Origin of the sequence: Streptomyces formicae (assembly GCF_002556545.1) — a bacterium.
GTDB lineage: Bacteria > Actinomycetota > Actinomycetes > Streptomycetales > Streptomycetaceae > Streptomyces > Streptomyces formicae_A.
The window spans coordinates 567,490-591,136 of record NZ_CP022685.1; the positions used below are offsets into that span (position 1 = coordinate 567,490).

A 23,647-nucleotide genomic window follows, 5' to 3' on the forward strand; every position below is an offset into this window, starting at 1 on the left:
TTCCTTGAGCCGCGGGTGCGGACGGGGTTGCGGGGTCACGGGTGCGTGGGGCCTTGGGCCAGCGCGCGGGCCAGGGTCACCGCGATGTCCTTCAGCGGCGCGGGGCGTGTCATGTCCAGGTGCTCACAGGCGACGGAGTGGGTCGCGATGTCGCCCGCGACGTACGCGCGCCAGTCCTCGGGCAGCGGCGCTGTGCCGTCCCGTCCCAGGGCCGCCGTGAAGTGCAGGACGTCCCCGGGGTAGGTGGCGGTCTCGGCCTCCTCCACGAGCCTGACCGTGTGCGCGGCGGCGGCGGTGAGCGAGGCGACGAAGGCGGGCTCCAGGTCCGGCCAGCCGTCGCCCTCCCTGCGCAGGAAGCCCGCGATCTCGTCCGGGTCGAACGCGGGCGCGGTGTCGTCGGCGTCCATCGGATAGGAGTCGAGGAGCGCGAGGAGCGCCACCTGCTCGCCCTGCGCGCGCAGGCGACAGGCCATCGCGTGCGCGATGTTCCCGCCGAGCGACCAGCCGAGCAGGTGGTAGGGGCCGTGCGGCTGGACGCCGCGCAGGTGCGCGAGGTAGTCGTCCACGAGCGCGCCGAGGTCGGCGGGTCGCTCCTGCTCCCAGACGCTCGCCGCCTCGCCCTCGCCGGGGCGCCGCGCCTGGAGCCCGTATACGGGACGGTCCGTCAACTCACCGGCCAGACCGCCGTAACACCAGCTCAGGCCGGTCACGGGGTGCACGCAGAAGAGCGGCGGGAGACCGCCCGCGGTGCTCAGCGGCAGCAGGACGCCGGACCCCGGCCGCGCGGTGCCGCCGTCGGCCCGCGCGGCGAGACCGGCCACGGTCGGCGTCTGGAAGAAGTCCTGCAGCGTGAGACCGGCAAGGCCCGCGTGCGCCGCGCACTCCGCGTGGATCCGGCTCACGAGCCGCGTGACCAGGAACGAGTGGCCGCCCAGGTGGAAGAAGCTGTCGTCCATGCCGACGTCGGGCACGTCGAGCGCCTCGGCGAACAGCGCGCTCAGCCGGTGTTCGAGGTCGGTCTCCGGGTGCCTGCCGACGCCGCCGTACTCGGGGACGGGCAGGGCCCGCCGGTCGAGCTTGCCGTTGCCGGTGACGGGCAGGGCGTCCAGCGGCACGAAGGCGGCGGGCACCATGTACGCGGGCAGCGACTCGGAGACGAACGCGCGCAGGGCTGCCGCGTCGGTGGCGTCCCTGCCACCGGCCGCGACCACGTAGGCGACGAGCCGCTGGTCGCCGGGCCGGTCCTCGCGGACCACCACCGCGGTGTGCGCGATCCCCGGGTGGCCGCTCAGGACTGCCTCGATCTCGCCGAGCTCGATGCGGAAGCCGCGCAGCTTCACCTGGTCGTCGGCGCGTCCGCAGAATTCGAGGCTGCCGTCGGACCGCCAGCGGGCGAGGTCTCCCGAGCGGTACATCCGCGTCCCCGTGGGCCCGAAGGGCGAGGCCACGAAGCGTTCCGCGGTGAGCGCGGCGCGCCCGGAGTAGCCGCGGGCGAGACCGCGTCCCGCGATGTACAGCTCCCCGGTGACCCCGGGCGGCACCGGCCGCAGCTCCGCGTCGAGGACGTACACCCACATGTTGCTCATGGGCCGCCCGAGCACGGGCGTCGGCGATCCCTCCAGCGGAGCGGTGAGCGTCTCGACGGTGCATTCGGTGGGCCCGTAGCAGTTGTAGCCGGTGGTGCCCTCCTCTTCGAGCAGCCGCCGCCACAGGGGTTCGGGGATGGCCTCGCCGCCCAGGGTGATCGTGCGCGGGGTCAGCGCGGGCGTCGAGAGGAGACCGTGCTCCAGCATCTCCAGGCCGTACGTCGGCGTGGTGTCCAGGAGGTCCACGCCGTGCCGCCCGATGTAGCGGACCACGGCGGCCGGGTCGCGCCGGTCGGCCTCGGCGAGCGGATGCAGTTCGTGGCCGAGGCACATCGCGACGACCCACACCCAGGACGCGTCGAAGGACAGCGGCGCGGTGAACGCGATCCGCGCGGTGTCGCGGCCCGTGGCCAGCAGGTGCTCGGTGAAGAGCGACTCGCGGTGGGCGTGGCACATGTTGGTGAGGTTGCGGTGTTCCACCACGACGCCCTTGGGGCGCCCCGTGGAGCCCGAGGTGTAGAGGACGTACGCCGGGTGCGCCGGGTCGAGCGGTGTGACCCGCTCGGCGTCGGTGGGGTCCTGCGACAGCACGGAACATCCCGGCTCGTTCCCGCTGTCGTCGGCGCCGGTCTCCGCACCGTCCTCCAGGTGGTCCAGGAGCAGTACGGGACCCGGGTCGAGGCCGTCCAGGGTGGCCATGGCCGCCATGCTCGTCAGGGTCAGCCGGGACTCCGCGTCGTCGAGGATGTAGGCGATGCGGTCCGAGGGATGTCCGGTGTCGACGGGGACGTAGGTGGCCCCCGCCTTGAGCACCGCGAGCAGCGCGACCACGGACGAGACCGAGCGTTCGAGGAGTACGGTGACCCGGTCCTCGGGCCCGATCCAGCGCCGCACCAGCTCCCAGGCGAGCGAGTTCGCACGGGAGTTGAGCTCGCCGAAGGTCAGCCGCCGACTGCCGAGGACCAGTGCGACCGCGTCCGGCCTGAGCCGCGCCTGCTCCTCGAACAGCTCGTGCACGGGCCGTTCGTCGGCGAGCACGGAGGCCCGCCCGCTCCACTCGGTGAGGATGCGGTGGTGTTCCTCGGGGTCGAGCAACTCGATCCGGCCGAGCGGCTCGTCGGGGCGTTCGGCCACCCCCGTGAGGAGGTTGACGAGCCGGGCGGCCATGGTCTCGACGGTGGCGTGGTCGAACAGGTCGGTGGCGTACTCGATGTCCCAGCACAGACCGGCCGGTTCGCCGTCGCCGTCGAAGCACTCCCGCGCGGCGAAGAACGTGTCGAACTCGGCGATGTGGGCGATCGCGGGGAACTCCGACGCCTCGGTTCCGGGGAGGTCGAAGGAGGTTCCCACGCTCTCGCCGCGCAGCATCAGCATGTGCTGGAAGAGCGGATTGCGGGAGGTGGAGCGGGCCGGGTTCAGGGCTTCCACGACGCGTTCGAAGGGCAGGTCCTGATGGGCGTACGCGTCGAGATCGGTGGCACGCACCCGGTCGAGCAGCTCACGGAAGGTGGGATCACCCGAGACGTCGGTCCGCAGCACGAGCGTGTTCACGAAGAACCCGACCAGATCGTCGAGCGCGTCGTCGGTACGCCCCGCCACGGCCGTGCCCAGAGGAATGTCCGAACCCGCGCCCAACCGCGAGAACAGCGTCGCCAACGCCGCCTGCAACACCATGAACAACGTCGCACCGGATTCCCTGCCAAGACCCACCAGGCCCGCGTGCACCGAAGCGGGAACGGTGACCGATACGGTCCTGCCCCGATAGGAGGCGACCGCCGGACGCGGGTGGTCGACCGGCAGCGCCAGCTCGGCGGGCAGCCCTGCCAACTGGGCGCGCCAGTAAGCGAGTTCACGGGCGCCCACACTCGTCGGATCCGCCGCGTCACCGAGCAGCTCCCGCTGCCACAGGGCGTAGTCGGCGTACTGCACGGGCAGTTCGGTCCACTCCGGGGCCGCACCGTCCAGTCGCGCCGCGTACGCCACCGAGAGATCCCGGGCCAGCGGCACCAACGACCAGCCGTCACCCGCGATGTGATGCAGCACCAGCACCAACACGTGATCGCCGTCCGACACCCGGAACAGCTCACACCGCAGCGGCCGTTCGGTCGCCAGGTCGAAGCTATGGCCCGCGGCCAACTCCACCCGCTCCGACAACGCCTCTTCGGCGACCTCGGAGACCAGCAGCGGAACCTCGACGTCGTCGCCGATCTCCTGTCGCGGCTCCCCGCCCTTCGCGGGATAGCACGTGCGCAGGACCTCGTGCCGCGAGACGACATCGGCGAGCGCGAGCCGAAGGGCCGACGCGTCCACCGCACCCCGCAGCCGTACGGCCAGCGGAATGTTGTAGGAAGCACCCCCCTCCTCCCACTCCCGCATGAACCACAACCGCTGCTGCGCGAACGACAACGGCACCACGTCCGGCCGCTCCCCCGCACGCAACATCGGGCGTGCGTCGTCCGCGTCCCTGAGCAACGCGGCCACGCCCGCCGGGGTCGGCGCCGAGAACAGGCGGCGGATGCCCACTTCGACCCCGAGCACCGACCGGACGCGGCTGATGAGGCGGGTGGCGATCAGCGAATAGCCGCCGAGCAGGAAGAAGTTGTCGTCCATCCCGACACGCGGCACACCGAGGACCTCGGCGAACAGCGCGCACAGCACCTCTTCCTGAGGGGTGCGCGGAGCGCGTGGGCCGGTCGGCTCGGCCGCGACGGGGCGGGGAGCCGCTTCCGTCCTGGTGGTGGGGGCCGGTGCCTCGGTCAGTTCCAGCGTGCCGTCGTGCCGCCAGCGGGCCCGGTGCCCCGTCCGGTACATCCGGCCGCCGGGCGTGAAAGGGCTGTCGACGAGCCGGTCATCGGCGTCGGAGTCGGTCCGGACAGCCGCGAGGTACACGTCACCGGTGACGCCCGGCGGCACGGGCCGGAGCGCGGCGTCCAGGACGTACGCGGTGTGCGCGCACTCGGGGCCGGACGGCGACGCGGCGAGTCGCTGCCACAGGTCGGCGGGCAGGGCGGTCCCCCACTCGGCGAGGATCCGGCGGCGTTCCTCGCCGTCGAGGAGTTCCGCTTCGCCGACCGGGGCGTCGGGGTGGGCGACGACCGACTCCAGGACGCGCAGGAAGCGGCGGGCCAGCACCTCGACGGTCTCGTGGTCGTAGAGGTCCACCGCGTACTCGAACTCGGCGCGCAGGCCCGTCCCCCCGTCATCGGCACCGGGCGTCTCCGCCACGCTGACGGTGAGGTCGAACTTGGCGGCGCGGTACGCGAGGGGGTGCGGCTCCGCGCGCGTGCCGCTGAACTCGAACGTGGCGACGTCGTTGTTCTGGAGGACGAGCATGTGCTGGAAGAGCGGATTGCGGGAGGTGGAGCGGGCCGGGTTCAGGGCTTCCACGACGCGTTCGAAGGGCAGGTCCTGATGGGCGTACGCGTCGAGATCGGTGGCACGCACCCGGTCGAGCAGCTCACGGAACGTCGGATCGCCCGACACGTCGGTCCGCAGGACAAGCGTGTTCACGAAGAACCCGACCAGATCGTCGAGCGCGTCGTCGGTACGCCCCGCCACGGCCGTCCCCAGAGGAATGTCCGAACCCGCGCCCAACCGCGAGAACAACGTCGCCAACGCCGCCTGCAACACCATGAACAACGTCGCACCGGATTCCCTGCCAAGACCCACCAGGCCCGCGTGCACCGAAGCGGGTACCTCCACCGAGGCCGTGCGGCCGCGGTACGACGCCACCACGGGACGCCGCCGGTCCCTGGGTAGCTCAAGCTCCTCCGGAGCGCCTGCCAACTGCTGACGCCAGTAGGCCAGTTCGCGGGACTGGACGCTCTCCGGGTCGGCGGCGTCGCCGAGCAGCTCCCGCTGCCACAGGGCGTAGTCCGCGTACTGCACCGGCAACGCGGACCAGCCGGGGCTCGCCCCCTCGCGACGCGCCGCGTACGCCACCGAGAGGTCCCGGGCCAGCGGCACCAACGACCAGCCGTCACCGGCGATGTGATGCAGCACCAGCAACACCACATGGTCGTCGTCCGACACCCGGAACAGCTCACACCGCAGCGGCGGCTCGGCCGCCAGGTCGAAGCTGTGCCCCGAGGCCGACTCCACCCGCTCCGACAGCTCCTCTTCGGCGACCTCGGAGACCAGCAACGGGACCTCGGCACGCGCGGAGACCTCCTGTCGCGGCTCCCCGCCCGTCACCGGGAAACTCGTCCGCAGCGTCTCGTGCCGGGAGACGACATCGCCGAGCGCGAGGCGCAGGGCCCCCACATCGACCGGGCCGCGCAGTCGCACGGCGAGCGGAATGTTGTAGGCGGCGCCGCCCTCCTGCCACTCCCGCATGAACCAGAGCCGGTGCTGCGCGAACGAGAGCGGCACCACGTCGGGCCGCTCCCCCGCACGCAGCGCCGGGCGCGCGTCGCCGCCCTCGCGGATCAGCGCGGCGATGCCCGCCGCCGTCGGGGCCGCGAACAGGTCGCGCAGGCCCAGCTCGGCACCCATGCGCGAGCGCACCCGTGAGACGAGCCGGGTAGCCGACAGGGAGTGCCCGCCCAGCGCGAAGAAGTCGTCGTCCACGCCGACCCGGGGAACTCCGAGCACCTCGGCGAAGAGCCCGCACAGCATGTCCTCTTGCGGCGTGCGCGGGGGACGGCCTCCCTCCCTGGCGCCGCCCGCCGCGGGAACGGGCAGCGCGCGCCGGTCCAGCTTGCCGTTGGCCGTCAGCGGCAAGGCGTCCAGGACCATGACGACCGAGGGCACCATGTAGTCGGGCAGCACCCGGGCCACGGCGGCGCGCACCGCCTCCGCGTCGACCGGCTCCGCCGCCGTCCCCACCACGTACGCGACGAGGCGACGGCCCGCCGCGCCGTCCGCACGGGCGACCACCGCGCACTGGGCGATCCCGGCGCACCCGGCGACCACCGCCTCCACCTCGCGCGGCTCCACCCGGAAACCCCGCACCTTCACCTGGTCGTCCGCGCGCCCCAGGAACTCCAGGACGCCGTCGCGGTTCCAGCGGGCGCGGTCGCCGGTGCGGTACATGCGCTCGCCGACGGCGTACGGGTTGGCCACGAAGCGCTCCGCGGTGAGCGCGGGCCCGCGCGCATAGCCGTCGGCGAGGCCCGCACCGGCCACGTACAGTTCGCCCGGCACGCCGACCGGGACCGGCCGGAGCCGCGGGTCGAGGAGGTAGGCGCGCTTGCCCGCCAAGGGGACGCCGATGGGGACGGAGGTCGCGGCGGGAGCGAGGTCCCGCACGGTGTGGCTGGTGGTGAAGCCCATCGACTCGACGGGACCGTATCCGTTGACGACGGCCAGCCCGGGGAACAACTGCGCGGCCCGCGCGACGTGTTCCACCGATGCCGCCTCGCCCGCGGTCATCACCGTGCGCAGCCCGGAGAGGATCTCGGGCCGCTCGTCGACGAAGAGGTTGAACAGCGTCGCCGAGACCTGGAGGACGGTCACGCCGTGTTCCCTTGCCAGGTCGGCCAGTTCGTCGATGTCGGTCTTGCGCTCCCTCGGCAGCACCGAGCAGCCGCCGTGGAAGAGAGCGCCGAAGACCTCCAGGGCGAAGGCGTCCCACGACACGGGCGACGACTGGAGGTAGACGTCGTCGGCGCGGAACCCCAGATAGTCCTGGCCGAGGAACGTCGAAGCGACCGCGCGGTGCGGTGCCACCACGCCCTTGGGGACACCGGTCGAGCCGGAGGTGAACATGACGCACGCGGCCGCGCCGGGCGGACAGACGACGCCCAGATCGCTTCCCGAATGCGCCGCGACGGTCTCCGCCTCCTCGTCCAGGAGCAGCAGGCGGGCGTCGGTGTCGAGGCGCTCGGGCAGCGAGCCGTCGGAGACGATCACGCGCGCCCCGACCGTCTCCACCACCGTGCGCAGCCGCTCCTGGGGGAAGGCGGGGTCCAGGAGCGTGTAGGCGGCGCCCGTCTTGAGCGCGGCGAGCAGCGAGGCCACCAGGTCGGTCCCCCGTGCCAGGAAGATCCCCACCACGTGGTCGCGGCCGACACCGAGGTCGGCGAGGCGGCGGGCGATCCGGTTGGCGCGGGCGTTGAGTTCGGCGTACGAGACGTGCGCCGCGCCGTGGACCAGGGCGGTCCTGTGCGGGTGCGTGCGCGCCTGCTCCTCGAAGACCTCGTGCACGGTGCGGGCCTGCGGGAAGGGGGCGTGGGCGCCGCTCCACTCCGCGAGGACGCGCCGCTCCTCGCGGGCGTCGAGCAGCCCGATGCGGGAGACCGGGCGGTCGGGGTCGGCGACGACCGACTCCAGGAGCCGCAGGAGGCGGCCGGTCAGGATCTCCACGGTGGTGCGGTCGTAGAGGTCGGTGGCGTACTCGACGTCGCACCGCAGCCCGTTCGCGGTGCCGCCGGTGTCCTCGTCGAAGGTCTCCTCCACGAAGAACGTCAGGTCGAACTTGGCCGACCTGCGCTCCAACGGCACGGCGGACGACGTCACGCCGGGGAAGGTGACGTCGAGGGCCGCGCTGTCCTGGAGGACGAGCATGTGCTGGAAGAGGGGGTGGCGGGCGCTGGAGCGGGCCGGGTTCAGGGCTTCCACGACGCGTTCGAAGGGCAGGTCCTGATGGGCGTACGCGTCGAGATCGGTGGCACGCACCCGGTCGAGCAGCTCACGGAACGTCGGGTCGCCCGACACGTCGGTCCGCAGCACGAGCGTGTTGACGAAGAACCCGACGAGATCGTCCAGGGCCTCGTCCGCGCGCCCCGCCACAGCCGTGCCGAGCGGGATGTCGGTGCCGCCGCCGAGGCGCGAGAACAACGTCGCCAGCGCCGCCTGCACCACCATGAACAGCGTGGCACCCGACTCACGGCCGAGACCGACCAGACCGGCGTGCAGTGAGGCGGGCACCTCCACGGACACCGAGCGGCCCCGGTACGAGGCGACCGCCGGACGGGGGCGGTCCGTGGGCAGCTCCACTTCGGCGGGCACATCCGCGAATTGCCCCTGCCAGTAAGCTACTTCGCGAGCCTGGACGCTCGCCGGATCGTCCGCGTCGCCGAGCAGCTCCCGCTGCCACAGGGCGTAGTCCGCGTACTGCACCGGCAACGCGGACCAGTTGGGGCCCACCCCCTTGCGACGCGCCGCGTACGCCACCGAGAGGTCCCGGGCCAACGGCGCCAACGACCAGCCGTCGCCCGCGATGTGATGCAGCACCAGCAACAGCACGTGCTCGTCGGCCGCGACCCGGAACAGCTCACACCGCAGCGGGCCCTCGACCGCCAGGTCGAATCGGTGATCGGCGGCGGCGTCCACGCGCTCCGCCAGGGCTCCTTCGTCCGCGGCGGAGGTCACGTCGGACATGAGGAGCGGGATCTCGGCGTGGTCGGCCACCTCCTGCCTCGGCTGTCCGTCGGTGACGGGGTAGCGCGTGCGCAGGACCTCGTGCCGCGAGACGACATCGGCGAGCGCGAGCCGAAGGGCCGACGCGTCCACCGCACCCCGCAGCCGTACGGCCAGCGGAATGTTGTAGGAAACGCCCCCCTGCTCCCACTCCCGCATGAACCACAACCGCTGCTGCGCGAACGACAACGGCACCACGTCCGGCCGCTCCCCCGCGCACAGCACCGGGCGCGACGACTCCTCGTCGACCCGCAGCCGGGCGGCGAGAGCCGCCACGGACGGGGCCGCGAACAAGTCACGCACGCTCAGCTCGACGCCCATCCGCGAGCGCACCCGCGAGACGAGCCGCGTCGCCGACAGCGAATGCCCGCCCACGGCGAAGAAGTCGTCGTCCACACCGACCCGGGGAAGTCCCAGGACATCGGCGAACAGGCCGCACAGGAGCTCTTCTTCAGGAGTGCGCGGGCCACGCCCCGCCCCCGCTCCGCCACCTGCCTCGGGGGCGGGCAGCGCGCCCCTGTCCAGCTTGCCGTTGGCCGTCAGCGGCAGGGCGTCGAGCACCACGACGGCCGAGGGCACCATGTAGTCGGGCAGCACCCGGGCCACGGACGCGCGCACCGCCTCCGCCTCGACCGACGCGCCGGCCGCGCCCACCACGTACGCGACGAGGCGTCGCCCCCCTGCTCCGTCGTCGCGGGCCACCACCGCGCACTGGGCGACCCCCGCGCAGTCGGCGACCACCGCCTCCACCTCGCGCGGCTCCACCCGGAAACCCCGCACCTTCACCTGGTCGTCCGCGCGCCCCAGGAACTCCAGGACGCCGACGCGGCAGGTGGCTTCGGAGTCCGTGCCGAGGGCCGGGCCGGAGGAGACGAGGCGGACGTGCCCGGGCGGGCCCAGCGGCGCGGGGGCATCGAGCTCGACCGACGTCAGGGGCAGCCAGTTCATGTCGTCCTCGCTCCACGTGTCAGGGGTGGGATTCAGGGGTGGGGCGGATCAAGGGGAGTAGACGCCCGGGAGCTTGGGGTACGCGCACGCCTCCCAGATGTGCTCCACGCCGGTGATGTACCGGGTGAGGCGTTCCAGACCGATGCCGAAGCCCGCGCTGTCGGGGATCCCGTCCCTGACCATGTCGAGGTACCAGGCGTACTTCGAGGCGTTCTCGCCGGTCTCCCGCATGCGCGTCACGATCCGGGCGTACTCGAATTCGCGCTCGCCGCCGCTGGCGAGCTCGCCGTAGCCCTCCGGGGCCAGCAGGTCGAAGTTGCGCAGGACGCCGGGCAGTTCACGGCTCTCGCGGTCGTAGAACCCGCGCGATCCCTTGGGGTAGTCGGTGACGAAGAAGGGGCGGGTGGCCTTCCTGGAGATGCGGGCCTCGCCCTCCCAGTCGATCTCGGCGTGCGGGTCGCCGCCGACCTCGCTGACGGCGTCGGCGTGCGAGATCAGGTCGAAGGGGCGCCGCAGCAGATCGCCGAAGAGGTCGGTGTCGCGCCCGAGGCGCTCCAGTTCCTTCGGCATGGACTCGACGGCCTCGCGCACGGCGCAGACCACGATCTCCTGAGCGACCTTCATGATCTGCTCGCGGGAGTGGCCCGCCGCCTCGACGTCGATCTGGTTGAACTCGGCGAGATGGCGGCTGGTGCCGGCGGTCTCCAGCGGTTCGAGGCGGACGTTGGGCGCGATGCAGAAGATCTTGTCGAAGGCGAGCAGCGACGCCTGCTTGTAGAGGATCGCGCTGGTCATGAGCTTGTACCGGCGGCCGTAGTAGTCGATGTCGACCTGTTTGGCGCCACGGGCTCCGGGGTCGGTCACGGGCCCGATGATGGGCACCCTGATCTCCACGAATCCCTCCGCGTCGAGGTGCCTTCGTATCGCCATGAGGACCTTGTGCTGAATGCGCAGCACGTCTCGGGTCGTCTCGGAGGCGAGGTGTTTCTGCGGGGTGTCGGGAAGGCGCTCGGGACGGGGCATCTCAGCTGCTGGGGGCTGCTGCATGTCGGGATCCTCTTTTCTCCGGGAATGCGGTTCTGTTCGTTCCCCAAGGACTTCCGGACGGTTCTTCGAGCCGTCTTTCGAGGGCTCTCGTATCTCTTGAAGGTAATGTCTTCCGGGTGGCGCGGGCGGCAGCTAAGAGCGGCAGCTTCGGGCAGCAACGCGCCTATGCGGAAAGGGTGATGGGGTATTTCCCCGGGCTTACTTGGACGCCTCAGGTGTCCTGCTCGCGTCCTTCAGGCGGGCCGCCTCGCGGGCCAGGTCGCGCAGCGCCGGGTACTGGTAGACCAGCTTGGTCGGAATGACCACGCCGAGGCGCCGTTTGAGGTTCGCGACGACGCGCAGCGCCATCAGGGAGTGGCCGCCCATGGCGAAGAAGTCGTCCGTGGCGAGGACCCGGTCCCTGCCGAGGACCTCCTGCCACGCCTCGGCCACCGTCACCTCGAACTCGCCCTCGGGCAGTGCGCCGCCCTCGGCCGCCTCGTCGGTCGCGGGTTCGGGCAGCGCGCAGCGGTCGACCTTGCCGCCCACGCCGTAGGGCAGTTCCGCGAGCGCGGTCAGCGAGGGGACCAGATGGGCGGGCAGCCTCGCCCTGAGCCACTCGCGCAGGCCGGCCAGGTCCAGGTCGGCGCCGGGCCGCGCGACCACGTATCCGGCGAGCGCGGCCCCCGTGGCGTCCTGGCGCACGGCGACCACGCCCGCGCCCACGTCCGGATGGTCCGTCAGGGCCGCCTCGATCTCGCCCGGTTCGACGCGGAAGCCGTTGACCTTCACCTGCCGGTCGGCGCGGCCGAGGTAGGCGAGCGTCCCGTCCGCCCCGCGCCGCACCCGGTCGCCGGTGCGGTACATACGGCTGCCCGCGGGCCCGAACGGCGAGGCGACGAAGCGCTCGGCGGTCAGCGCGGCACGGCGCCAGTAGCCCTGGGCGAGACCGTCGCCGGTCAGGTACAGCTCGCCCTCGGCGCTCGGCGCGAGAGCGTCGTCGAGCACGTGTGCGCCGACGCCGGGCAGCGGCGCCCCGATGTGGGCACTGTCCCCGCCGACCCACGCGGCGGTGGCGTCGACGGTGCACTCGGTGGGCCCGTACAGGTTCACGGCGCGTACGATCCCGCGCTCGGCGAGGTCCGCCAGGTCCGCCCACATCGCGGGCGGCACCGGTTCGCCGCCCAGGAGCAGCCGCAGCGGGCGGTCGGGCAGGGTCGCGGCGGCGGCCGCCACGTGGTCGCGCAGCGCGATCCAGTGGGAGGGGGTCGCGTCCAGGTCGGTGGTGTCGTGCCGCGCCACGTGGGCGGCCAGCGCCTCGGGTTCGGCGCGCAGCTCGTCCGCGAGCAGGACGAGGGTGTCACCCCGGCACACCCGGATCCACTGCTGCACGGACGCGTCGAAGGACACGCTGGCGTTCCACGCGACCCGTCCGGGTGTGTCCGGGAAGACGCCGCCGCGCTCCAGCGAGCCCACCAGGTGGGCGACGCCGCCACGGGTCACGGTGACGCCCTTGGGGCGGCCCGTGGAGCCCGACGTGTAGATCACGTACGCGGGCGTGCCCGGCGACACCCTGGCCTCCGGCGTCGGGAAGACCGCGGTCGCGTCGGGCGCCAGGACCTGCACCCCGTCGGGCCAGGTGTGGCCTCCGGGCTCCGCGACCACCACCGAGACGCCCGCGTCCCGTGCCATGTGGTCGAGCCGCTCCCCCGGATACGCCGGGTCGAGCGGGACGTACGCCGCGCCCGTCCGCCAGGCCGCGAGCAGCGCCGCGACGAGCGCGGGTCCGCGCCCCAGGCTGACGCCGACGACGGCACCGGGACGCACCCCGGCGCCGGTCAGAGAGGACGCCAACGACCGCGCCCGTGCGTCGAGTTGGGCGAAGGTGAGGCGCTCCCCCGCCGGGGTGACGACGGCAGTCCGTCCGGGGTGCGCGGTGACCGCGGTCCGGAAGCGGGACAGCGGGTCGGGGTCGCTGGCCCGGGCCCGGTCGGCCTGGATGACGGCCCGGTCCCGCTCGGCGGGCGCGATGTCGGTCGGACCGGTGGAACTCGCGTGCATCACAGGCTCCTTCGTCTGAACAGGACGTCCGGGTCGGGGTCGCTCGGCTGGGACCACACGGCTCGGACCACACAGGCCGCGACCGCTCGGCTCGGGGACGGGTCTCATGCCCTCCGCGCACCGCGGAAGCCCGGCCCTCGGCTCAACTCACCTCAACGCAACGCGGCCGCCCGGCCCACCGCACCCGTCTCCCCCGTCGGCCCCACCGGACGGCAGTCCGCGACCGCCACCGGCTCGCCCATCGCGACGACGATCTTGCGGTCGCCCCGGAAGGGATCCCGCCCGTGCGCGGCGAGGACGTTGTCGACCAGGAGCAGGTCACCCGGCCGCCAGGCCCTGCGCACCGTCGCGCGCTCGTACGCCGCGTCGAGGACGGCGACCTCGTCGGCGGTCAGCGGCGTCCCGTCGCCGAGCGCCGTGGTGAACGGCAGCCCGTCGGGCCCGAATTCGCCCACCAGGACGTCGCGGATGTCGGGGTCCAGGGCCCACTCGCTCCAGAAGGCCACGTGGTTGAACCACACCTCGTCGCCGGTGCGCGGATGCCGGATCAGCGCCGCGCGCAGCTGACGGGTGCGCAGGGTGTCGTCCTCGCCCCACTCCCAGCTGATCCGGTTCTCGGCGCAGTAGCGCTCCACGTCCGCGCGGGACTCGGTGGCGAAGGCGGTGCGCCAGTCCAGCGAGATGTGTTCGGCATAGTTGCGGGTCAGCTCCCACCCGTGCGCGCGGAAGCGCTCCACCAGCTCGGGCGGCAGCTCGGCGAGGACCCGTCGTACGTCCGCGACGGGCGTGGCACCGCCCTGTTCCGGGGCCACCAGGCAGCAGAAGAGGAGCAGCCCGGGGAAGGTGAGGGTGTAGCTGTTCTCGTTGTGCATCCGGATGGACTGCGACGGCGGCAGGTCCGTGGACGAGAACACGTCGTCGCCGAAGTCACTGCGGGGAGTGGCCTTCTCCTGGTACTTGGCGCGCGCCGCGAACAGCGCGTCGCGCAGGCGCGCGAAGTCACCGGCGTCGGTGATCGGCAGGCCGCGCACGTAGAGCGCACCGTACCTGCCCAGTGCCTCGCGCAGTTCGGTGTGGTGCGCGCGCACCCAGGCGTCCGCCTCGTCGAGAGTGGTCACGTCCTCGACCACGGTCGTCGCCGGTGTGCCGGGCTCCTCGGTCCAGTGGAGCGTCATCAGACTTCCTCTCGCGGCGCGAAGTGCTCGGGCAGGGCCTTCCACAGCGGCTTCGTGTAGAAGTGGCCGCCGGGCAGCGCGTCCACGCGCAGCTCGCCCCGGGCCACCCGCGCCCACTGCTCGGCGACGGCTGGTTCGATCACCGCGTCGTCCTCGCCGTACAGGACCTGCACGGGCAGCGAGACCGCGGCGCCGGGGGCGGGCCGGTAGGAGTCGCGGACGACGATGTCGGCGCGCATCAGCTCGATCGCCATCTCGCTGAGGTCCGGGTCCTCCACCACGTACGGCGGCAGCAGGCCGATCTCCTGCATCCAGTCCAGGAGCCGGGCGTCGGCGTCCTCGATGCGGGGGAAGCGGTCCCGTTCGGTGACGCCCCGGTCGGGGGCGTTGCAGGAGGAGACGATCAGCCGTGCGGGGGCGTGCCCCCCGCGCGCTTCGAGCCGCGCGGCGACGTCGAAGGCCATCCAGCCGCCCATGCTGTGCCCGAACAGCGTGTACGGGAGTCCGCCCGCGGCCCGCAGCACCGACTCCGCGGCGTCCGCGGCGAGTTCGTCCCAGCTGGTGGCGAACTCCTCGGCGAACCGGCCCTCGCGGCCCGGGTAGCAGACCAGGGCGAGTTCGGTGTCGTCGGAAAGCAGCCCCGGCCAGTCCCGGTAGGGCCCCGTCCCTCCTCCGCAGAAGCCGAGGCAGACGAGCCGGTGCCCCGCGGCGGGCCTGGGCTCCGGCCGTACGACCGACGCGTCCTGCAGCACCTGGTCGTTCATGGCTACGAGGCCACCTCGTCCATCTCACGGCGCAGGCCCGCGGGGCGCATGTCGGTCCAGCTCCGCTCGACGTACGCGAGGCACTCGCCGCGGCTGTCCGCGCCGTGCGCCGTGCGCCAGCCCGCGGGCACCTCGATCGTGGCGGGCCACAAGGAGTGCTGCTCCTCGTCGTTGACGAGGACCAGATACTGGCCCTCTTCGTTTTCGAAGGGATTCGCCATGGGCTCTGTCCTTCTCTCTCGTGAGAGCTGTGGCCGCTCGGTCGCGTCGAGCGTACAAAGGGGCACACGCCCGGTCCGGCAGTTCTCCGGGCAGGTGCCGGGCAGTTTCCACGGCAAAGCCCGACCGTCGCCGTTCCGTCGCGCCGCATCACGGAAACTGCCGGTGGACCTGCCGACCACACGGATCGCCCGAGATTACGGTTTGTCCGAGGCTTTTCCCTCCTCCCGCAAAAGCCCGTTCCACGAAAGCACCGCACGTTCCTGGATTCCGCGAACCCGAGAGGCGAGTGACCGGTGATTCCGCTTTCGTTCGCACAGTCACGGCTCTGGTCGCTCCGGCGTTCCGGAGGACCGGACGGCGCCCACCACCTCTCGCTCGGCGTCCGGTTGCGCGGCCCGCTCGACACCGGCGCCCTGCGGGAGGCGGTCCGCGATGTGGCGGGGCGGCACGAGGCGCTGCGCACGGTCTACGAGGAGCGAGCCGGGCAGCCGTTCCAGCGGGTGCTCGCCGTGGGCGACGCGGTCGTCCCGTGGTCCGTCACCGCGAGCACGCCCGACGACCTGGCCGCCGACGTGGCCCGCGCCGCCGGGCGCGCCTTCGACCTCGGCCACGCGATCCCGCTGCGCGCCGCGCTCTTCGACGTCGCCCCCGATGACCGCCTGTTGCTCGTCACCGTGCACGCGATCGCGGCCGACGGCTGGTCCCTGCCGCCGCTCGTGCGCGACCTCGCGACCGCGTACGACGCCCGGTGCCGCGCCACCGCCCCCGCCTGGCCACCGCCCCTTCCGTACGCCGAGCACATCGCGGGCGAGCGCGAGCGGCTGCGCGCGCCCGACGACCCGAGCGGACTCGTCGCCCGCCAACTCGCCTACTGGCAGAAGGTGTTGGAGGACCTGCCGAGGGAACCCACCCTGCCGCAGGCCCGACCGCGCCGCGCGCCCGCGGAGCACCCTCTTCGGTACGACGTGGTGCCCGCGGACCTCGAACGGGCCCTGCACGAGCGCGTCCTGGCGTTCGCCGGGGACCAGCGGACCACGGTGTTCACGCTGGTCCAGGCGACGCTCGCGGCCCTGCTGACCCGGCTCGGCGCGGGCACGGACATTCCGCTGGGGACGCTCACGACCGGGCGTCGCGCGGCGGACGGGGCGGAAGCCGACGCTGTGGGACGCTTCGCCGACACCGTCGTGCTGCGCACCGACGTGTCCGGGAACCCGTGTTTCCGGGAGCTGGTGCACCGGGCCCGTACGACGGGACAAGAGGCCCACGACCACGCCGACCTGCCCTTCGACCAGGTGGTCGCGGGGCTCGCCGCCGAAGGGGCCGCGACGGACGCCGTCGACGCCACCCTCTTCCAGGTCATGCTCGTGCACGCCCCCGGCGTGCCCGGGGTGCGGTTCACCGGCCTCGACGCGGAGATCTGGGTCTCGGACGGTGTCGTGGACGCCGTCCCGCACGGCCGCGACGGCGCGGCGCACGACCTCACCGTGGAGTTCGCCGAGCGTCACGACGGCGAGGGGCGGCCCGCCGGAATCCGCGTGCTCCTGAAGTACGCGACGGACGTCCTGGACCGCGTCGTGGTGGAGCAACTGGCCGAGCGCCTCATCCGGCTCCTCGACGGAGCACTCACCCAACCGAACGTACCCGTAGGTGAGTTGGCCGTCCTCTCGGAGTACGAGCGGGAGGCCGTGCTCGACCGGTGGAACGAGCACCCGGGCCACACGCCGGACAGCGAGACCTGCGTCCACGAGCACGTCGAGCGCCGGGCGGCGGCCACCCCGGACGCGCCGGCCCTCCTGTTCGAGGAGCAACGGGTGTCGTACGCCGAACTCGACGCCCGTGCGAACCGCCTCGCACGGCACTTGGTGGCCCGGGGCGTGGTCCGAGGCAGCGTGGTCGCGGTGCATCTGCCGCGCGGTGTCGAGCTCGTCGTCGCGGTCCTCGCGACGCTCAAGGCGGGCGGCGTCTACACCATGCTCGACCCCGACTTCCCCGAGGAACGCGTCACCGGCATCCTCGGCCGTACCGGCACCTCCTGCGTCATCACCTCCGGTGAACTGGCGGGGCGGCTCGGCTCGGGACACACCGAGATCGACCTGGACCGGGACGCGGCCGCCGTCGCCGAGCAGTCGTCCGAGGGCCTGGGGCGCACAGCGGGTCCCGAGGACCCGGCCTGTGTGATGTTCACGTCCGGCTCCACGGGCCTGCCCAAGGGCATCGTCTCGCCGCACCGCTCGGTGGTGGGCACCCTGGTCGGACAGCGGTACGTCGACTTCGGCGCGGGTCGTGTCTGGCTGCAGTGCGCGCCGGTCTCCTGGGACGCGTTCGCGCTCGAACTGTTCGGGCCGCTGATGTCCGGGGCCGTCTGCGTGCTGCAGCCGGGGCAGCGCCCGGAGGCCGACGCCATCGCCGACCTCGTGGCACGGCACGGCGTCGACACGATGCACGTGTCCGCGAGCCTGCTGAACCTCCTGATCGACGAGTACCCGCGGGTCTTCACCGGGCTGCGGCAGGTGATGACCGGCGGCGAGGCCGCGTCCGTCCCGCACGTCACGCGCCTCACCCGCGACTTCCCCGGGCTCCGCCTGGTCAACGGCTACTCCCCCGCCGAGAGCATGATCTTCACGGTCACGCACCGCATCACCGCGGCGGACGGCGACCACGGCACCGTCCCGGTCGGCGGCGCCGTCCCCGGCAAACGCCTGTACGTCCTCGACGACCAGCTGCACCCCGTTGCCCCCGGCGTCGTCGGCGAGCTCTACATGGCGGGGATCGGCCTCGCCCACGGCTACACGGGCCAGCCGGGCCTCACCGCCGCCCGGTTCGTGGCCTGCCCCTTCGGCGCGCCGGGCGAGCGCATGTACCGCACCGGTGACCTCGTGCGATGGCGTACGCAGTCCACCACCCCCACACCCAGGAGGCAGCCGCGATGACCCAGGAAACGACGGAGAGGGTGTCCCGCACCCGGCAGGTGATGCGGTTCTACGCCCTGGTCGACTCGGGCGACGCCCCGGCCATGGCCGCGCTCTTCGCACCCGACGCCGTCTACCGGCGCCCCGGCTACGGCCCCCGGACAGGACCTGCGGGACTGCTGCACTTCTACACGCAGGAGCGGACGATCCGCGAGGGCGGCCACGTCATCGAGCGGGTCGTGGAGAGCGGCGACGACGTGGCCGTCTTCGGCGCCTTCCACGGCGTGCTGCACGACGGCAATCCCGTCGACCTCGAATTCGCCGACTACTTCGGCTTCGCCCACGACGGTCTGTTCGCCCGCCGGGACACCTACTTCTTCGCCCCCCTCGCCTGAAGGAGCTCACCCATGACCTCTGTCACCGAGCCGAGCCGCACCAAGGCCGTGGCCGACCCCGGACACGGTGAGGCGTTCACCGACCACATGATCCTCATGGACTGGTCGGAGACCGGCGGCTGGACGCGGCCCGAGGTCGCGCCCCTGGAGGACTTCTCCATCCACCCCGGCATGATCGGACTGCACTACGGCCAGGTCGCGTTCGAGGGGCTCAAGGCCCACCGCCGCACCGACGGATCCGTGGCCGCCTTCCGCCCCCGGGACCACGCGCGGCGCTTCCAGCGCTCCACCCGTCGCCTCGCCATGCCGGAGCTGCCCGAGCAGGCGTTCGTCGACGCCATCGGCCTGCTGCTCGGCCTGGACCAGGACAGCCTCTCGGACGACCCGACCCACAGCATCTACCTGCGTCCGCTCATGTTCGCCACCGACGTCTCGCTGATGCTGCGGCCCTCCCGGACGTACCGCTTCGCGCTGATGGCCTTCGTCGCGGGCGGCTTCTTCGGCGACGACGTGGAATCCGTCAACGTCTGGATCAGCCACGACCACGCGCGGGCCTTCCCCGGCGGCACCGGCGACGTCAAGATCGCGGGCAACTACGCGCCCACCTTCCTGGCGCAGCGTCAGGCCGAGGCCGCGGGCTGCCAGCAGGCGATCTGGCTGGACGCGCAGGAACACCGCTACATCGAGGAGATGGGCGGGATGAACATGTTCCTCGTCCGGGGCAGCGGGCCCGGCGCCGAGGTGGTCACTCCCGAGCTCACCGGCACTCTCCTGCCCGGCGTCACCCGGGACACCGTGCTGAAGCTCGCGGAGCGCCTCGGCTACCTGCCGCGCACCGAACGCGTCTCCCTCGACCAGTGGCGCGCCGAGTGCGCGGACGGCACCGTCTCCGAGGTCTTCGCCTGCGGCACGGCGGCGGTGGTCACCCCCGTGGTCGGCGTGCGCGACCCGGTGGGCGGCGACTGGACCATCGGCGACGGCAGCGCGGGCCCGGTCTCGCTCGCCCTGCGCCGGGCCCTGGTGGACCTGCACCACGGTGAACTCGCGGACCCGGAGGGCTGGTTGCACGTCTGCCATCCGGCAGGCTGACCTTCCGTTCACAGACCCATCGCGCACGGATCCCGCGCGCGACGCTCAGCACCCGGGGCGGCTCAGGCCACCCCGGGTGCACACGCCGCCTGCGGTCACTTGCCGGGCCGGTACCGCCGCTCGACGTGCCCCTCCAGGTCCTCGGGGTAGAAGTAGACGGGCCGCAGATCGCCCCGCGCGTAGCGTTCCGCCTGATCGTCGAAGTGCGGCGATTCGGGGTGGCCGCTGCCGCCTCCCGCCGTCACCGCCCAGGCGCGCACCTTCGGTCCGAACTCCACGACCGCGACGAAGCTGTTGCCGCTGGTGCCGTACATGCGTTTCGTGCCCGGGTAGCGCATCGCGCCGAACGACGCGAGCGAGCCCCAGAGGGCCGAGGTGAAGGGCACGGGCATGCTCGGCTTGTCGTCGCTGAACTCCTGGACGATCGAGCCGTCGTTGCGCTGGTAGCGGTTGATGTCGCCCCACGGCACCCGCCAGTCCCCGAAGTCCTGCTTCAGCCGCGCCACCGCCGAGTCGAGCGCCGTGAGCCGCTGCTCGGCGGTGGCGTGCTCGGCCATGTAGTCGTACACCGAGATCCCGGCCTTCATCGCCGCCTCGATGATCAGCGGCACCAGCTCCTCGCCCCAGAACACGGCCAGCGACGTGGCGGTCGACCGCTCGGCCCAGCGGTAGTCCCAGCGGCGCAGCAGGGCGTTCGGCCCGGCCAGCCGCGTCTTCTGCGCGCTGCCCACGGGCAGTTGCACCCAGGCGGTGACGAGCTTCGGCACCAGTCGCGCGAAGGCGGTGAGGTAGGGATCGAAGGCGGCCGCGATCAGCCTCTTCGGGGTGAAGTCGTCGCGCGCGGACAGCACCCTGACCGCCTGCGGCCCGCGCGGGTTCTCCCCGAACCGGTCGAAGTAGCGCGGATAGTCGTCCGCGTGAGGGCTGTCAGGACCTGCGGCGGTCCAGGGCCAGTTGTTGGTGTTGAACGCCCAGCCGTTCCTCGGGTTCACGGCCTGCGGCATGCTCTCCAGACTGTGCAGGCCGTGCCAGTCGGTCCGGGGATCGCTGCCGTCGACGGGCTTGCCGTAGTCGAAGGTGTCGTCGCGCACCGGCATGAACTGCGGCATCAGGAAGGCGATGTCGCCCTGGGAGTCCGCGAAGAGGGTGTTGTTCGAGCTGTTGGCCTTGAGGCCCGCGACCCGGAGGTAGCCCGCGTAGTCCCGCGTCTTGGTGCGCAGATAACTCTGCTTGAGCGCGTCGAGGGGCTTGTTCATCAGGGCGCACGCGATCCACTTGCCGTCCGCCTCGCGGACGATCGGGCCGTGGTGCGTGGCGAAGGTGGTGAAGGTGCGCTCCTCCTGCCCGCCGCCCGCGGTGCGACAGGACAGCGTGATCGTCTTCGTCGTCACCGGGCGCAGCTCGTCGCCGTAGCGGTAGCGGCGGCTGCCGTCGGCCCCGGTCACGACCGTCTCGGCGAAATCGTCGACGTTGTCGACGCCGCTGGACGTGTGCATCCACCCGGTGTCCGCGTTGAAGCCCTGGTAGACGAAGAACTGTCCCCACGTGGCCGCGCCGTAGACGTTGAGCCCCTCGCCGCTGGTCACATGCTGCTCGGAGCGGAAGAAGAAGCTGGTGTGCGGGTTGATGAGCAGCAGCGCGCGGCCGTCCCTGGTGCGGCTCGGCGCGATCGCCATGCCGTTGGATCCCGAGGGTTCGCGGAGTAGCAGGCCCCGTTCCTCGTCGGTCATGGGCACGGTCCGCTTGCCGTAGAAGGCTTCGAGCTGGCTGAGCGGCACCGATTCGATGTCGCCGCCGATGCTGCCCTCCGAGAAGCTCAGCGGCATCCACGGCTCGAACCGCTCGATCACGCTCGGACGCACCTCGGGGTGGGTCGCGAGGTAGTAGTTCAGCCCGTCCGCCCAGGCCCGCATCAGCGCGCGCAGCCAGCCCGGCGTCGTCGTGGCGTACGTCGTCTTGAGGGACTCGTGGTCGAGGAAGAGGCGCTGGCGCAGGTCCTGCCAGATCGCGCTCTCGCCCTCCGCCTCGGCGAGCCGACCGAGGGCGACCAGATAGTTGCGTTCGATCCGGTGGAAGTCGTCCTCGGCCTGGGCGTACATCATCCCGAACACGGCGTCGGCGTCGCTCTCGCCGACCACGTGCGGTACGCCCCAGTCGTCGCGGCTGATGGTCACGCGCGCCGCGTGTCCGTGCCAGCGGGCCGCATCCCGCGTCGACTGCCGCGGTGCCGCGATCGCGGTGCCCGCGGGCAGACCCGTCGCGACGGCGGCGACCCCGACCGCTCCGCCCAGGACGCGGCGCCGGCTCACCCCTGTGTGCTCTGCGTGGCTCATGCGTCACAGTCCTATACAGGGGACGGCGGAATAACAAGGTCTTTCAGCGAGGGCCGAGACCGTCAACTCCCCGGCGGGGGCGTGTGCTTGAGAGTTCCATGCCGCAACGTGTGAGTCCGCGGCCCCACAGCCGACACACATGTCACGTGTCGGCAACCTAGCCGAAACCCTTGACGTTTCTCACGACCCGTTCCTAACCTCTGCATGTAGTTCGCACCTAGTGGTTCACGTGCTGCGGCGCTTTCCGCAGTGTTTTGACAGGCACAGACATAGACCACCTGTCGGTGGTCTCGCCATGCCTGTTTCCGTGCTCCCCGTGCCACCGATGGGTCCTCCTCTAAGGCGGATTCATGGCACAACGTCCGAGCGTCAAAGGCGTCGCCGACGTCGTTGCGCTCATCGATGGGCTGGGGAAGATCACCGGCCGGGCGCAGGTCATCTGGTTCCTCGTGTTCGGCGGTCTTTTCCTCGACGCCTACTCGAACGCCGCGCTGAGCGCCGGTCTGGGGCCCATGACGTCCCAGATGGAGCTCACCAGCACCCAGGTCTCGATCCTCACGGCCACCGCCCCGGCCCTGGCGATCATCTTCAATCCGGTCGGCGGCTGGCTCGCCACCCGGTTCGGCCGTGTTCCCCCGCTGCTCATCGCCAAGGTGTTCGCCATCGCGGGCGCCCTGCTCGCCGCCTTCGCCGGTGACTTCACCGTCGTCTGGCTCGGCCGGGTCCTGGTGGGTGTCGCGTACGGGATCGACTTCGCCGTCGCCATGGCGCTGCTCGCCGAGTACACGCCCGCCAGGCTGGGCGGCCGCCTCAACCTGTGGCAGGCCGTCTGGTACGTGGCGACCACCAGCAACCTCCTGCTCGCCCTGGTCTTCTTCCACCTGGACGCGGGTGCGGACATCTGGCGCTGGTCGGTCGGCTCCGCCGCGGTCGTCGCCGTCGTACTGCTCATCGGCCAGTGGCTGATGCTGCGGGAGAGCCCCGCCTGGCTGGCGAGCAAGGGGCGCCTCGACGAGGCCGTCGTCAACCTCGACCGGATCTACGGCCTCAAGGCCGTCGCCGGGCGGCCCGACGAGGCGACCCGCGCCGCCACCGAGGCGCCCGCCATCGGTTTCCGTCAGGCCGGAGTGCTCTTCAAGGGCGAGTACCTGCCGCGCACGGTGCTCTCCTCGGTCATCTCGCTCGGACAGTCGATGCAGTACTTCGCGGTCGGCTGGTACCTCCCGCTGATCAGCCTGACGATCTTCGGCGAGAGCTTCGAGAAGGCCACGATCGGCTCGATGGTCTTCAACGCCTTCGGCATCGCGGGCGGACTCCTCTCCGCCTACTTCGGCCGCCGCCTCGGACTGCGGCTCAGCTCGGCCGCCGGTTTCGCGGGGGTCTTCGTGGCGCTGCTCGCGATGGGACTGACCTTCGAGAGGGTGCCCACGGCCGTGGCGTTCCTGCTGCCCGTGCTGTTCATCCTCTGTCACTCTGCGGGCCCCGGCGCCAACGGCAAGTCCATCGCCGCGCTCTCGTACGCCAGCGACGTCCGCGCCCTCGGCACGGGCGTCACCGGGATGGTCGGCAGCTTCGGCAGTGTCATCGGGCTGTACGTGTTCCCGCAGATCAAGGACTCGCTGGGACTCGCCGACACCTTCCTTGTGCTCTCCGTCGTGCCGTTGCTCGGGCTCATCACCTGCCTGGCGATCAAGTGGGATCCGACGAAGGCCGCGTCCCCCGACGAGGTCGCGGGGCAGGACAGGGTCCCCGCCGGTTCCCGGACGGGGTCGTGAAA

Annotated in this window: 11 protein-coding genes; 4 read left to right on the forward strand and 7 right to left on the reverse strand. The window is 72.1% G+C overall.

Annotated features, from left to right (window positions below; all coding sequences use genetic code 11):
- Positions 1-35: 35 nt before the first annotated feature.
- The 6 genes from KY5_RS02435 to KY5_RS02460 all read right to left on the reverse strand — a co-directional run bounded on the left by KY5_RS02435 (position 36) and on the right by KY5_RS02460 (position 15,143).
- Positions 36-9,896, reverse strand: coding sequence for a non-ribosomal peptide synthetase (locus KY5_RS02435; protein ID WP_098240613.1), 9,861 nt, complete (start codon positions 9,894-9,896; stop codon positions 36-38).
- A 48-nt stretch (positions 9,897-9,944) separates the two neighbouring features.
- Complete coding sequence (locus tag KY5_RS02440) at positions 9,945-10,943, reverse strand: asparagine synthetase A (protein ID WP_199842903.1); 999 nt, start codon at positions 10,941-10,943, stop codon at positions 9,945-9,947.
- A gap of 198 nt (positions 10,944-11,141) precedes the next feature.
- Entirely contained in the window at positions 11,142-12,983 is a 1,842-nt protein-coding gene (locus tag KY5_RS02445; protein WP_098240615.1) for a non-ribosomal peptide synthetase, read from the reverse strand.
- A gap of 152 nt (positions 12,984-13,135) precedes the next feature.
- Entirely contained in the window at positions 13,136-14,158 is a 1,023-nt protein-coding gene (locus tag KY5_RS02450; RefSeq protein WP_098240616.1) for a TauD/TfdA family dioxygenase, read from the reverse strand.
- On the reverse strand, positions 14,158-14,922 hold the full coding sequence (locus KY5_RS02455) for a thioesterase II family protein (protein ID WP_098240617.1): 765 nt from the start codon (positions 14,920-14,922) through the stop codon (positions 14,158-14,160). The genes KY5_RS02450 and KY5_RS02455 overlap by 1 nt, the downstream gene beginning before the upstream one ends.
- Before the next feature lie 2 nt (positions 14,923-14,924).
- On the reverse strand, positions 14,925-15,143 hold the full coding sequence (locus KY5_RS02460) for an MbtH family protein (protein WP_098240618.1): 219 nt from the start codon (positions 15,141-15,143) through the stop codon (positions 14,925-14,927).
- Between the two features lie 294 nt (positions 15,144-15,437).
- Between KY5_RS02460 and KY5_RS02465 the strand changes: the two genes are divergently transcribed.
- Genes KY5_RS02465 through KY5_RS02475 form a run of 3 tightly spaced genes read left to right on the forward strand, consistent with a single transcriptional unit; the run spans position 15,438 to position 19,537 of the window.
- Positions 15,438-18,074: a non-ribosomal peptide synthetase gene (locus tag KY5_RS02465; RefSeq protein ID WP_098240619.1), complete on the forward strand. Its 2,637-nt coding sequence runs from the start codon at positions 15,438-15,440 to the stop codon at positions 18,072-18,074.
- A complete protein-coding gene (locus tag KY5_RS02470) occupies positions 18,071-18,448 on the forward strand; it encodes a nuclear transport factor 2 family protein (protein WP_098240620.1) in 378 nt (125 codons plus the stop codon). Before KY5_RS02465 ends, KY5_RS02470 begins: the two co-directional genes overlap by 4 nt.
- A gap of 12 nt (positions 18,449-18,460) precedes the next feature.
- Positions 18,461-19,537: a branched-chain amino acid aminotransferase gene (locus KY5_RS02475; protein ID WP_098240621.1), complete on the forward strand. Its 1,077-nt coding sequence runs from the start codon at positions 18,461-18,463 to the stop codon at positions 19,535-19,537.
- 95 nt (positions 19,538-19,632) lie between these two features.
- Here KY5_RS02475 and KY5_RS02480 read toward each other — a convergent pair whose 3' ends face one another.
- On the reverse strand, positions 19,633-21,870 hold the full coding sequence (locus KY5_RS02480) for a penicillin acylase family protein (protein WP_098240622.1): 2,238 nt from the start codon (positions 21,868-21,870) through the stop codon (positions 19,633-19,635).
- A gap of 350 nt (positions 21,871-22,220) precedes the next feature.
- Between KY5_RS02480 and KY5_RS02485 the strand changes: the two genes are divergently transcribed.
- The gene (locus tag KY5_RS02485; protein ID WP_098240623.1) at positions 22,221-23,645 is read left to right on the forward strand and encodes an MFS transporter; all 1,425 of its coding nucleotides are present in this window, start codon (positions 22,221-22,223) and stop codon (positions 23,643-23,645) included.
- Positions 23,646-23,647 lie beyond the last annotated feature (2 nt).